Source organism: Pseudoalteromonas luteoviolacea H33-S (assembly GCF_001625695.1).
Classification (GTDB): Bacteria; Pseudomonadota; Gammaproteobacteria; order Enterobacterales; family Alteromonadaceae; genus Pseudoalteromonas; species Pseudoalteromonas luteoviolacea_B.
Genome location: NZ_AUXY01000096.1, coordinates 18,923 through 32,436, shown reverse-complemented (window position 1 = coordinate 32,436; position 13,514 = coordinate 18,923). Strand labels below are relative to the sequence as shown.

Below are 13,514 nucleotides of genomic sequence, written 5' to 3'. Positions count from 1 at the left end.
AGCGCAGCCAATTAGCCGCGCTTAGTTAAGGCTATAAAACTTAATTTATTGAACGCTTACTATACCTGTTTTTGTGTTGTAGATAATGCGACCTGCTTCACCGGACGCATAGCCGTAATAGCAAATGCCTTTACTTGCTTTAACCACTTTATATTCGCCATCAGCAGTAGAGAAGTACCATTTTGTACTGCCATCCGCTTTTTTACGGCCTTTACCGCTGCGGTTTAGTACATATTGATGATCTAACATGTTATTCCACATCCGCGCGCAACGATTAGCATTGGGGTTTTTAGTAAACTTATTGTGCTTATTCAACTTGTCTTTTGACTCAACAGGAAAACCTTCTGCGTTAAAGTTAAAAGTACCATCTTTGAATCCAGCCAAGTTTGCGATTTTGTCCTCGACCGCCTCACCTCGCCAATACTGGTTGGCTTTATTAACTTCTTGCTGCAACGCATTTGCAATAACGGGCAAGGTGTTTCCACACCCTTGTACATAAGTTAAATCAGCAATATGCTCTGGTCCATCCATCAGCAATGTTGCTTGTGCAGTTTGCGCATCAAGCGTGTAAATTTTAGCATTTTCACCGCTGTTTCTCGCAGATGCGTAAATCACACCGTTTTCGTCCACTGCAAGACCTGAAGCCCAATTTAAATTGTGCTCACCTATTTCAGTCAGCGACATAGATGCTTCGTCTAGTACATATAACGCTTTACCGTTCAGTACATATATCAAATTACCATCTGCCGAATACGCAATATCGCCATGGTCGAAGTCATCATAGCTGGCATCGTCTGACTTCATTTTTCCAAGGACTGTTTTTTCGCCCGTTGTCAGATCAAATTGATACATGTAGGTTTGGCTCGTGGCCAGAAGAAAATCACCGGATGGGGAAACTGCTGAGCGCTTAATAGGATAGCTTACCGTGTCGGCCACTTCACGTTGCTGCATGGTTTGCATATCAAACTCATACAATTTCGAAGCATTTGTTTCGCTGTCGACGCGTTGCATTGCATACAGCTTTGCACCAGACCCGGCTAAGTTGCTTGAAGCGAAAGATGCGCCGGGTACCTCTCGGCTCGTTTTAGAACTCGTATCGATATGAAAAACCGCGCTCTGCCCATCTGCTGCGAACCTGTCAATTGCAAAAAGTCCCTCTAAACAGGCGTTATCGTCAGCTAATACAGAAAAACTTGCTGTAAGTGCGAGTGCTGCTGCACCCAACTTAGTTGCTATGTTCTGTGTTTTTGTCATGAATACACCATTGTTTATTTAAGTTAGTCGTACTCATGCAATAATCACACCGAAGAAATAATATTTTCCTCACCACCTTGTTAATTATGGGTATTTTATTTCACCCTCATTTTTATTCGCTTATTTCACTGCAAAATAAGCTGAACGACCCTGTTAGTGACAAATTTATATCAGTACAGCAAGCAACCTAAAAACTTGTAAAAGCTCTAAGTTAAAATCGGTAAGCTATTGAATAAGTTACTTATATATTTCTCTCATCTCATTTTTAGCGTATTACTCATAGATTCTCGACATGTTTAAGCAGTTTTTCATTTTGCAAATTGCAATTCGCAAAATGAAAAGATTCCTAAAATGCAAAATAACAAACCCAGAGACTTTCATGCTCATTATTTTGTCAACTCACATAACTCATTGAGGTTGATATAATTGCATTAATTTTAATCGTACCTTTATCGTCTACAAGCTGAGTGACGCAATTTTTTTAATAACAAACCGTCACCACTACCCAAAATAAGTAAGGATTACCATGAAAAAAATCACATTGCTTGCAAGCTTAATCGCAGGATTATCACTGAGTAGTTGTACGTTTGCTTTGGATCAAACTGATATACAGAAAATCTCCCAGCAAATTGAACATCGATTAGCTGGAGGAGAAACCACAGGTTTATCTATTGCAGTGGTGAAAGACAATACACCTGTCATGTTACAGGGTTTTGGTCTAGCAAATACAGAAACACAACAACCTGTCACTCCTGATACCCAATTTCGCATTGCTTCCATCACTAAAACGTTTGTCACACTCGCTGTGCTTAAATTAGTGAACCAAGGAAAACTTTCTCTAGATGATAGTGTTTATAAGCACTTACCTGACTTTAAACCAAAGACGCTTCCCAATAATAATAACGTAATAACGGTGCGTGATCTCTTAACCCATCAAAGTGGCATCCCAACAGGCTGGTTCCGTGGTGATGAGCCAACAACAAGTCCTAATAAAGACCTTAACTCATTAGCGGCTTTATTAAGTGACGACTATCTTGTGTGGAACAGGGGCACTATTTCTGCCTACAATAATAATGCGTTTGGGTTAGCCGGATTACTGGTTTCAAGAATAAGTGGTCAAAGCTGGCAAGATTACTTGCAAACTGAATTCTTCACGCCGCTGGCGATGAACAATACCTTGAGCCACTTGCCAAACGGTCCACTGCCAGTACAAATGGCGCAAAGCTACAGTGGTACTGCTCAAGAACCTAAATTCGCTTCTTTACTGACGCCCGCCGGCGGTATTATTTCAACTGGTAATGATATGGCGCGCTACATGCAAGCAATACTCGACAGCTGGAACTATGATAGCCATGCAATCGTGCCCTCCTCGCTCATTACAAGGGTTCGCAATGTGCAAAATGCGCATATCCAGTTAGACGGTGACCACGAAATGGGATTAGGTTTTTTCGTTGACCACTTTAATGGCCACATTGCAATTAGTCATGATGGCAGTTATCAAGGGTATGAAAGCATGATGTATATCGTGCCCGAACTGAACTTTGGCGTATTTGTTACAACGAATAACAGAGACGGCGACGATACGGTTTTCGATATCGCCAAAATGGTGACAAACATAGCCACTCAATCCGAAAAAGGACCATTTTTAGACAATAAAAACACTCAAACATCTTCTTCTCAGCCACCCCTACCGAAAACGCTAGAAGCTGGTTTTTATGCTGGTAGACGCAACATATTCATTGAGAAAACGCCCAGTGGAGAATTCGTCATGCTCATTCCAGGGCAAGCTATTAAACAGCTCAAACAAGTTGATTCAGACAGCTACCAAATTATCGGTGAAAAAGGCGATGTAAGGATCAAGCTGACGCAAGCCATTGATGGGTTTCGCTTTACCTACAACGGTAGAGACTCAGCCAATGTTTTTAGCAAACTCGTTACAACAAAACTGACTCCTGAGCTAGAAAAGTTATTGGGCTATTATCAAGTTGAAACTACCAACCCAGAGATAGGCGATATTGAATTACGATATTCACCAGAGTTTCAAGCGCTGCTAGCCGTATCTGTCAAACATGGATTTGTACGCGCTATGAAAGTGGTTGACGAAAACCTGCTTCAAGTTCAAGGGTATGGGCGTGGGATTGGCACCGTATTTGATTTTCAAGAACCAAACAAACTAAAAGCACTGGGTTACCAATTTAAAAAAATCTCGACTGAGATTCAGTAATTGCTAACATTTAAATAAAAGGACCTCTTGGTCCTTTTATTAATTTGCCTAAGAACAATTTTTAGCCACGCTGTTCAAGTAAGGTCACCACATTTTGCTTGAGTTGCTTGCGGCTTAAGAAAATACCACCCAGCGCAATCGCCGCAACGATAGTAATGGCCTCAACTAAAAGCATGAAGTCATTTGGCCTATACGGTAAACCAAACCCTGCCTGATAAATTTGACCGATAAACAAATATATCGATGTTAATGCACACGCAACCGGGATCATGGTCAAAATACTCCATTCAACGATGAGCATATTACGACTTTGCCGACTATCTAAGCCAAAGCTTATCAGCAAACCATTCTTTAACTTATCTCTTTGAAGATGGGTTTGGATTGAGGCAATAACAAGCAAGTTACTCATCAAAGCAATAAAAACACCATACGCCAAGGTCAGATAGATAAATGTCTGTACTGTACTGCGCACTCTTGCAATTAACTCTTCAACACGTAACATGCGAATGCTCGGGTGAGCTTGCCAAATTTCACCAAGTTGCTGTAAGCCTTGCTCTGGTAAATCGACGCTACCCATATAAAAAACCTGCTCGTCTGCTATTGGTGCACTGTCTTGATGTACAACAAACCAAAATGTGATCATATCTGAACCTGAACGGTAGTGATGTACCGAAGCAATTTTGAACTGCTGGCTTTGAGTACCAACTTGCATTGTAAGCACATCCTCAAGCTCTAAATTAAGCTCATCAAACACTTCTTGCTCCATAGAGATAGCAGGCAAATCATTTTGCTTTTTACTTTGCCACTGGCCAGAGACAATATTTATGTTTTGTGGCTGATTAGCTTGCCAATGTAGATTGATATTGCGCTCTAAACGAGATTTAGAGTCGCTACTTGGCGCATCAATTTCACTTAACAATAGGTTATTAACATGCGTTACTCTGGCGCTTTGAAACGCTTTAAACTGCTTTACTTCACCGCGCTGCTGTAAAGTAAATTCTGTAAGTGCTTGCTTTTGCTCCGCCGTTGCTTGAGTCACAAATATATTTCCTTGGTCTGCGAACAATGCTCTATCAAGCACATCACTCACATCTTGACCAACTCGAAGACACAATAGTAATAATGTGGCACTTAAACCTAACGCCAGAATTTGTACAATTTTGACACGCATTCGTTGCTTCATCAGTAACAGTACAAATGCAAAAATACCTCCTTTTCCAGACAGTAACTTATTGGCGGCACTTAACCCGCCCCATGCCAAAACCAGCAATAATACTAAACAGACCGCAAGACCAGACAACAGTAACCCAGTCAACACCCAGTTATCCGTATTCAAAACCACTACAACCAATAGAGACAATAATGGACATAAGCCACTGACTATGAAAGTGATTGAGTTATTCTCTCGCTTTTCTAATAGATCTCGGACATTACTCTTAATCAGAGTTACCCAACTCGGAACCGTGAGCAGAAAATAGAGTAATATACTGATAAATAGCGCTTTACCTATCCCCATCCAATCCCACATAAGCTCAAATGTGGCCAAAAAGTGTTGCTGAATGGCATACTCCAGAGCAGCCGTGAGGGCAATGGCTATCATCAGTGCGGGAATAAAACTAATGAACAAAATGCTAGCCATTAAAATCAGTACAATAAATGGAATTTGCTGACGCTTAACACCATTTGCTAACATCACTGCCAACACATTTTGAAGCGGCTCTACATGGCTTTTTTGGCTAAGCCATAGACATAGGCAAGTCAGTAAGACAATCACAAAGCTGATCAACCCCATAAAGTTCTGCACTCTTTTCCACGCATGTGCCATCGGATAGTTGTTCAGTAATTTACTAACCATGTTTAAATCAGCACTGTTGTTCTGTAAGCGCTGTAGGTGCTCCTTTGTAAAGTCCAATGGGTGATTAATTAATACTTGGCGCTCAAGCGGGATCATCTCCAAATGCTCAATACTTTTTTGAGACACAATGGCACGTTTATCACTGCTATATCCTTGAATGATTCTGTCAGGCTCATTGAGCAATAGCGCACTCACCATCAATGTGTTGTGACCAAGGGAAACAGTATCACCAACCTTAACATTCAGTGCACGAGCTAGATGAGGCTCAAGCCAGATCTCTCCTAATTTTGGTCCAGTAGACTCCAAAGATGGCGTAAAACTTGGTGTGTAAGACACTGTCACATCACCATTGAGAGGATAGCTTTGATCTACCGCTTTGAGTTTTGTATGGCTAAAAGCGGCTTGCGCACTTAATGTCACTTCATAACTATTAATAAAACTACTTTTGGCTGCATGCGCTTGCATCCATTGCCTTTCATGATCATGCCAATCTCTGGTAACGGTTAACTGCGTATCAGCGCCTAACATCGTCTGCAAGTTATTGTTTAAATATCTATCAACGCCTTGACCAAATAAGCTGGTTAGGCTCAGATACAAAAATAAAAGACCCAAACTTAGCAATGTAATTAGATGCTTTCCTTGCATAATTTGCGATATAAATACTTTAATGAATAACTTGCTGGCAGGCATTAATTGACAGCTTGAACTGTCTAATTGATTTTCAGCATATGGCTCACTCATAGCTTTAATTCCCCATTTTCAAGCTTGTATGTTTTATCTAATTTTGAAGCGAGATTAAGGTCATGAGTCACCACCACCATGGTAGTGCCTGATGCTTTCGCACCATGCAGCATAAGATCAAAAACCTGTTCTGCCGTTTTATGATCTAGGTTCCCTGTCGGTTCATCCGCAAACAAAACCTGTGGCTCATTGCAGAGCGCACGGGCAATCGCCACACGTTGTTGCTCGCCGCCACTCAACTTAGTAACAGGCTGTTTGGCTTGCGCCTCTAAATTCACAAGTTTTAGTTTCTCTAACGCGCGCTGTTGTGCTGTACTTTCACCCCGTAACATCAAAGGCAGTGCCACATTTTGTAGCGCATTTAGCTCAGGTAATAGATGGAAGTGTTGAAAAATAAAACCGGATACACCAGTCACACCACTCAATACTTCAAGGTTTTTTTGATAGCAGATTTTGCCTTTTTGCAATGTCTCTAACCCTGCCAGCAAAGAGAGAAGTGTTGATTTTCCTGAGCCAGAGGCGCCCACAATAGCAATATGCTCGCCCGCCTCAATTGACATTGAAATATTCTTAAGTAAATGTAGAGGTTCTCCATTTACCAAATTAATCGTGTGTTCCAAATCGAGGACATCCAATTTAACACCCATGTTCATTCCTTATTGCGCTTAAACTAATTTATGACCTAAGTGTTTATTAAATTGCGTGAAATGCATGTGAAGAACGAACAGTGTGCTTATGTGTAATTTAAAATACTTATATAATTAAAAAGTAAAGTTCCATATGAAGATAAAATACTAATTTTAAAATGATTTAATCGTGATTTTTATGATTTTTCACATAAAAGATGAGTTTTTTACAATTACCTCTTGTGACAATAGCATGATTGATTTACTTTTATGCGCAGGGAAACAACATAGCTATTTTGTATCTAGGTACAAACAGCTGCTAACGGACATTACAGCACCAAAGGCAATCGGACTCCCAAACTAGGAAATTACAATTAATAAAGGAACCAAAAATGGAATGGTATATATCCGTCTTAAAAAACTATGCGGTATTTGAAGGAAGAGCGAGAAGAAAAGAATACTGGATGTTCTTTTTATTCAACATAATTGTCTCTGTTATATTAGGCTTTATTGATGGGTTACTTGGCACATCTTTCTTAGGCATTATCTATGCATTAGCTATTTTTGTACCTACCCTCGCACTAAGCGTTAGACGTTTGCATGACACTGGAAGATCAGGCTGGTGGATGCTGATTGCCTTTATACCAATAATTGGTACCTTGGCATTATTTGTCTTTTTCATCTTAGAGGGTGAAGAAAGTGAAAACCAATATGGCCTTAACCCGAAAGTGGCAAATGAAGGTGAGGCAGTAGCCTAATAAAGAGTTGAGTGCGTCATTAATTAGTTAATTTTTGACGCACCCCCGGTACTTTTCCCACTATTACAGCGTTTAAGCCTGTAAAAAGACTAACTTCACTATTAGCTCATGACTTAAAATACAGCATCAACTGTTGCAATGAGCATTTTAAATTTTGATGGCTCGATCTAGTCAGCAAGCCATATTATGAAAATAAGCCTTCGCTTAAAGACCATAAAACTGATACTAAGCTCCTTGTTTATATAGAATAAACACATATCAGCTTAGAACATTTAAAAGAATTCAAGCACTACACAGAAAAACACTAGATAGGAAATACGTAAAATCGATAGAATTCAAAGAAAGGTGTTTGTGGATACCTGTTAACTAAGTAAGAGAAGCTAAATATTTTATAAAAAATAAATTTAATAATCCGCCTATTACTTGCTATCAAGTTTAATAAAATTGGTAACTAGTTATCGCCAAAAACGCCGAATGATCTACAATCAAACGGCGCTGCATATCATTCTCAATTTTTAAAAGCGTGACGAACCGCTTTCAATTTCTCTAAATGACATACCACTCATGATACCATCTTTACCAAAGCGGATAGTTACATGTTTACTAGTGCCCTTTGAACCACCGGCATAAGCGCCAGCAACAGGAACATAGTTTAATCCACTGCTTTTATTTTCATGAAAATAATATTGCCATGCCGTTTCACCATCAACCAAGTCGTCCATGCCACTTGGGTCACCAATGGCTTTTCTTACATCTTCTTGAGTCGTTTCACCTTTTTTAAACGACTTAACTACTTCCATGTCAAAGTCTTTTCCGCTTTGTGTGCTGCTACATGCAGCTAGAATAAATGTGGTAAAAATTATGATCAGTAAGTTTTTCATTTATCTTCCTTTTAATGTTCGTCCTATACTCGTAAGTCTGTCTTAAATAGTAAGACTAAAGAGCAGCAGCATTATCTGCCCATTTAATGATCATTTCAATACCTTTTACCTATATAAATCCACTTTTAATTGAAGTTTTTTCATGGCATATTAACCTTAAAAACCAAACCGTTCTAAAAAATTAAATTATTAATACTGATAAACAGGATGATGCAATCCAAGTGAATTAATAACTATGTATTACCACAATATGCGAGTCATTTGAGAAGTTAACACCCTTGCTTTTATTTTATATTTTGTTTGTTTAAGAGGTACTGATAGACTCTTCTTAAAAAGAATTATAAAAATATCCTTATCGAATGTAATGATGAATTTATCGACCAACTCAAAATTGCCCTTCATTTTTTTAATTGCCATGTCCTCTTTATGGTTCATCTATTTCAATACACAAAATATGTGGAATGATTACGGTAAAGAAAGATGGGAGTGGTTATTTCTCATTGATGTATTGATTGCGATACCGGTTATTTGTTTTATATGTGTAAAAGATAAAAAAGAGGCGCTTCTCAAAGCCCTTATATTAATTTGCTTAGCAGTACTAATTGGTAGTTACATTATTCCAGATGAACATAAAGTTCTGTGGCCATATTTAGAACAAGACAGATATTTGGTGCTTGCCATTGTTCTGCTTTTTGAGCTTGCAGCGGTATTTAGTGTTTACTGGGCGATAAACATCGCGCTAAAAAAAGGGCAAGACCCTGATGTATCGTTAGAACAGTCCGTCTCTCGTTATCTTGGCTCTGGCAAATTCGCGCAGTTTTTCTGCTTTGAAATACGTATGTGGACATTTGCACTCGTGCCAAAACGTATTCACACAAAAACCTATCAAGGCAATGTTCACTTTAGTTATCACCAAAAAGATGGGTCTCACAGCAACCTGCTAGGGTTTATTATTTTAATTGCAATTGAAATTCCCATTGTGCACTTACTACTGCACTTTATTTGGTCTCCAATGGCTGCAAATATTATCAGCTTACTGACTATCTTCAGTTTAGTGTTCTTTATCGCTGAGTATCGGGCCATAACGAAAAGGCCAATCTCTTTGACTGAAGATACTTTGATAATAAGATATGGTTTATATAATCCCATTGTAATACCACTTAATAACATCTTGGACATTAAGCAGAACAATCAACCTGTCACGCGCGGAAAAGATCTTAAGCGTTTTAACTATTCTGGCGTACCTAATATAGGAATATCACTCAATAAGCCTAAAGGAACCACTAAAAGCCTGTTTATTGGGGTAGACGACCCAGCCAACTTCATAGCAAGTATTAACAGCAGGTTGGCGCCTTAAACTAGTTTATTGAGAGACTGAATTAGCCAACATATCGCATTGCAGTATGGCTCGACGAGTAAATCAACACAGTCAAAAAAGCGTGAACAGAACAAATTAAACCTGCCAACTCCCCTCAAAGATACTCACAGCCAAGTGCACGTGTTATAATTCGCTTTTATTCCACAATAGATGATTCCTGCTTTGTCTCAGTCGCTTTTTACTAGTTTGCCACTTTCAAACGCCCTATTAGATAACCTTAACTCTCTTGGCTACACAGCCATGACAGACATACAAGCCCAAACACTACCCAAAATCTTAGCTGGTAAAGACCTAATTGGTCAGGGGAAAACAGGCTCGGGTAAAACAGCTGCATTTTCTTTAGGCCTGTTGCATAACCTCAACGTTAAGCGATTTCGCGTACAAGCACTGGTCGTTTGCCCAACTCGAGAGTTGGCAGATCAGGTTGCCGTTGAAATACGCAAGCTTGCAAGGGCGATTCACAATATCAAGGTTTTAGCATTATGTGGTGGCGCACCTATGGGGCCTCAAATTGGTTCTTTAGAACACGGTGCTCATATCGTGGTTGGTACACCAGGTCGAATTGAAGAACATTTACGTAAAGGCCGCTTATCACTGGATGAAGTGAATACATTTGTATTGGATGAAGCAGATAGAATGCTAGAGATGGGTTTTGAAGATGCGATTCAATGTATTCTTGAGCATTGCCCAAGCAATAGACAAAATTTGCTATTTAGCGCGACCTATCCACCACGCATTGAGCAACTTGCAAAGCATATTATGAACAATGCTGAAAAGGTAACCGTTGAAGCAACGCATGACCATAGCTCAATTGAACAGTTTTTCTATGAAATACCAGATAATGAAGCAAGGCTTGTTGCAACACAAAAGCTGCTGTTAAAGTTCCAACCCACATCGGCGGTTGTGTTTTGTAACACCAAAGCTGAATGTCAATCTGTATGTGATAACCTCAAGCAACTGGGCTTTGATAGCGCAGCGCTGCATGGCGATTTAGACCAAAAAGACAGAGATCGCACACTTGTTCGATTTGCTAATAAAAGCTTAACGATTTTAGTCGCAACGGATGTTGCCGCTAGAGGCATTGATGTTGATCATGTCGATATGGTTTTAAACTATCATATAGCACATGATCCTGAAGTACATGTTCACCGTGTTGGTCGTACTGGTCGCGCAGGTAACACTGGCGTAGCATGCTCAGTTATGAGCTATAAAGAGTCCCATAAAGTCAATGCATTAGAAGACTATCTTGGGCAAACCATTGACCCCACTCCACTACCCAATGACGATGTGTTCGGTAATCAGATTGCCAGAGCCCCTATGGTCACACTACAAATTGATGGCGGTAAAAAATCCAAGTTGCGCCCTGGTGATATTTTAGGTGCGCTGACCTCAGATAAATCAATCCAAGGCTCACAAATTGGTAAAATCAAAGTCACAGCAATCACTTCCTACGTAGCCGTAGAGCGCAAGCTAGCCAATAAGGCCTTGAAGATTATTTCAGAAGGGAAAATGAAAGGTCGTCAATTTAGAGCAAGAAAAGTAACGCAATAAATTTATTAAAGTACGTTTATATGATGTGAATTTGATTGAAATTCACATCATATATCCTTGTATATTAGCAAGTTAATAAAAACCATCTCATTCTCCCCGTAATTTATATTATGAGATAATAATAGTTTATAACTAATTGAACGCCTAAAATATCAAAATCAACCCCTACTCTTATGCAAGTTTTGCAATTGAAAACTCCCCTCTCCTCCCCCTAAAATAAAAGCAAATATGTAGTAGAGAGTCTCATGGTTTTAGATTCAACTTATTTTTGGCTTTTTATAAGTGTCGCAGGTGCATTGAATGCGCTAGTTTTGAGTATCTATTTTTTTATTAATAAATCTTCCAATCGCGCTCACAAACTGTTATCTCTTTTTATTTTTATGATATTCATAAGGATAAGTAAATCTGTATGTTTTTTCTTTTACCCCGAAGCAAGCAAAACCTATTTACAGCTGGGGTTAACGGCAAATTTTCTATCCGGACCTGTATTATTGCTATATATAAAGCAATCTTTTAAACAAAAAACAGCTAAAAACCTTAATTGGAAAGCGCATTTAATACCGCCCGCAAGCCTCGCTATCATAATCGGCGTACTATGGCCGTATGAGCATTATTCAGCTCTTTGGAATATACACATATCGACTGTTATTATTTATTGCTGGTTTGTCTATTTGATAGCCTCATTGATATCCATATACCCTACTATTGTTAATAACGACCTTGAGCTATTTCAAACAAGGTACACACAATTTCCAATCGTTATCTTATGCACATCTATTGGACTTTGGCTCGCTGATGTATTTACAAGTTATACCTCATATACCATAGGCATCTTGTGTTTTCTGCTGCCACTATATTTAAGTCTCACCTTACTCATTTCTAAACTTCATAAGTCCAAGCCAGAAAAATATGCCAGTAAAAAGATTTCTCATGTAAAGGCTAGCCCTGTTTTAAAAGCGTTAGAAAAACTCATGATTGAAGATGAGCTATATAAATGCCCCAATCTGTCATTATCTCAAGTGGCTGATAAACTTAATATATCCGTTCCACATCTATCACAGATATTGAACGACAACTTAGGTGTCTCATTTACCTCATACATCAATCATCACAGGATCCAGCTGGCAAAAAACTTACTAACTGAGCATAAAAAAATGAGCCTAAAGCAAGTATCAGCGCTATGTGGGTATAATAACCAGTCTACTTTTTATATTGCTTTTAAAAAATTCACCGACACCACACCTGCGAAATATAGAAAAGCGGCTGTGGCAAGTACAGAGAATGCCTAATTTTTATAACTTAAGGTAAGCTAAACACCGACAATAAGCATTTTGCCTTGTGCCATTCCTTCTCTCTCACAACTTAAGTCAATTCGGCTATCGAGGGGGTATTTATAAAGTAACTCTAGTTTCGGGTGATGGGTATAAACACACTTACAGCTTCTGACAAACAAGCTCATTTTACTTTGATTGTCTAAAAATGCGTACGCTGTTTTACCAAGCGCCTCTTTGCACGCAGTCATAATATGCGCATTTATTTGATTCATATGAATGGCTCTTTGCGCCTCATCTTCAGGGATCACTTCTATGCTACTAGCCAACACACAAGTCGCATAAACATCCAATACACAGATAACACGAACCTTTTGGCTCCCTCTCTCCGCATAAACCACCATGACACAGGGTAATTTACTTTCATCCAATGATTGCGCGCGAATAGGCTTGAGCGTAAGTGATTCACTGATGTTCTTTTGCATTAAGCGCTCTAAAAAATCTGTTTTTGGTAGTGCCAATCCCTCCTTTATTGGCACCTCTTGCTCAACCATCAATTCTTTGGCTTCTAAATCTTTGACCAACGGCATGATAGCTTTTCTAAGCTCGCTGTCAGCGAATGGCTTAGATAAAAAGAAAGCACAGCCCATAGACTTAGCGTAAATGATTTGCTCTTCTTCATCGACCGTAGATACCATGCCAACAGGGATCTCAGGGTGTGTTGTGCCAACCACCTGTAGCAACTCAATACCCGACTTATCAGGCATATGCCAATCTGTTAATATTATCTGAGGTTGCCATAACTCTATGCATTCAAGTGCATCATCAACACTATTTGAACAAGAAATAAATAACTTGCGATACGTAAACTGTTGAAGTGCACGCCTGATAATTTCACATGTTGCATGGCTATCATCCACTATCAGAACTTTCACTTTTACCTCAATATTAAATTTTCATATTCAGTATAGGCAG

General features: G+C 39.2%; 10 protein-coding genes. 5 read left to right on the top strand and 5 right to left on the bottom strand.

Annotated features, from left to right (window positions below; translation table 11 throughout):
- Positions 1-45 precede the first annotated feature (45 nt).
- The gene (locus N477_RS19110; protein ID WP_063362702.1) at positions 46-1,254 is read right to left on the bottom strand and encodes a hypothetical protein; all 1,209 of its coding nucleotides are present in this window, start codon (positions 1,252-1,254) and stop codon (positions 46-48) included.
- Between the two features lie 526 nt (positions 1,255-1,780).
- On the opposite strand from N477_RS19110, the gene N477_RS19105 reads away from it, so the two are divergent.
- Positions 1,781-3,478, top strand: coding sequence for a serine hydrolase domain-containing protein (locus tag N477_RS19105; protein ID WP_063362701.1), 1,698 nt, complete (start codon positions 1,781-1,783; stop codon positions 3,476-3,478).
- A gap of 61 nt (positions 3,479-3,539) precedes the next feature.
- On the opposite strand, the gene N477_RS19100 is transcribed toward N477_RS19105, so the two are convergent.
- Positions 3,540-6,074, bottom strand: a complete 2,535-nt coding sequence (locus tag N477_RS19100; RefSeq protein ID WP_063362700.1) for an ABC transporter permease — start codon at positions 6,072-6,074, stop codon at positions 3,540-3,542.
- Positions 6,071-6,721: an ABC transporter ATP-binding protein gene (locus tag N477_RS19095; RefSeq protein ID WP_063362699.1), complete on the bottom strand. Its 651-nt coding sequence runs from the start codon at positions 6,719-6,721 to the stop codon at positions 6,071-6,073. The genes N477_RS19100 and N477_RS19095 overlap by 4 nt, the downstream gene beginning before the upstream one ends.
- Positions 6,722-7,092: 371 nt before the next feature.
- Between N477_RS19095 and N477_RS19090 the strand changes: the two genes are divergently transcribed.
- Positions 7,093-7,458 (top strand): DUF805 domain-containing protein, encoded by a 366-nt coding sequence (locus N477_RS19090; protein WP_063362698.1) that lies wholly within the window; start codon positions 7,093-7,095, stop codon positions 7,456-7,458.
- A 515-nt stretch (positions 7,459-7,973) separates the two neighbouring features.
- Here the strand turns inward: N477_RS19090 and bamE are convergent.
- Positions 7,974-8,339: an outer membrane protein assembly factor BamE domain-containing protein gene (gene bamE, locus N477_RS19085; RefSeq protein ID WP_063362697.1), complete on the bottom strand. Its 366-nt coding sequence runs from the start codon at positions 8,337-8,339 to the stop codon at positions 7,974-7,976.
- A gap of 364 nt (positions 8,340-8,703) precedes the next feature.
- Between bamE and N477_RS19080 the strand changes: the two genes are divergently transcribed.
- The 3 genes from N477_RS19080 to N477_RS26360 all read left to right on the top strand — a co-directional run bounded on the left by N477_RS19080 (position 8,704) and on the right by N477_RS26360 (position 12,557).
- A complete protein-coding gene (locus N477_RS19080) occupies positions 8,704-9,696 on the top strand; it encodes a hypothetical protein (protein ID WP_231098124.1) in 993 nt (330 codons plus the stop codon).
- A 183-nt stretch (positions 9,697-9,879) separates the two neighbouring features.
- Positions 9,880-11,268: an ATP-dependent RNA helicase DbpA gene (gene dbpA / locus N477_RS19075; protein WP_063362740.1), complete on the top strand. Its 1,389-nt coding sequence runs from the start codon at positions 9,880-9,882 to the stop codon at positions 11,266-11,268.
- Positions 11,269-12,239: 971 nt separating this feature from the next.
- Positions 12,240-12,557, top strand: a complete 318-nt coding sequence (locus N477_RS26360; RefSeq protein WP_196760664.1) for a helix-turn-helix domain-containing protein — start codon at positions 12,240-12,242, stop codon at positions 12,555-12,557.
- Positions 12,558-12,577: 20 nt separating this feature from the next.
- On the opposite strand, the gene N477_RS19065 is transcribed toward N477_RS26360, so the two are convergent.
- Complete coding sequence (locus N477_RS19065) at positions 12,578-13,474, bottom strand: response regulator (protein ID WP_063362694.1); 897 nt, start codon at positions 13,472-13,474, stop codon at positions 12,578-12,580.
- Positions 13,475-13,514: the final 40 nt, after the last annotated feature.

Bases quoted from the DNA above. Each gene is read 5' to 3' on its own strand.
- N477_RS19110 (WP_063362702.1), bottom strand. From the start codon at position 1,254: ATGACAAAAACACAGAACATAGCAACTAAGTTGGGTGCAGCAGCACTC.
- N477_RS19105 (WP_063362701.1), top strand. From the start codon at position 1,781: ATGAAAAAAATCACATTGCTTGCAAGCTTAATCGCAGGATTATCACTG.
- N477_RS19100 (WP_063362700.1), bottom strand. From the start codon at position 6,074: ATGAGTGAGCCATATGCTGAAAATCAATTAGACAGTTCAAGCTGTCAA.
- N477_RS19095 (WP_063362699.1), bottom strand. From the start codon at position 6,721: ATGGGTGTTAAATTGGATGTCCTCGATTTGGAACACACGATTAATTTG.
- N477_RS19090 (WP_063362698.1), top strand. From the start codon at position 7,093: ATGGAATGGTATATATCCGTCTTAAAAAACTATGCGGTATTTGAAGGA.
- bamE (WP_063362697.1), bottom strand. From the start codon at position 8,339: ATGAAAAACTTACTGATCATAATTTTTACCACATTTATTCTAGCTGCA.
- N477_RS19080 (WP_231098124.1), top strand. From the start codon at position 8,704: ATGATGAATTTATCGACCAACTCAAAATTGCCCTTCATTTTTTTAATT.
- N477_RS26360 (WP_196760664.1), top strand. From the start codon at position 12,240: ATGATTGAAGATGAGCTATATAAATGCCCCAATCTGTCATTATCTCAA.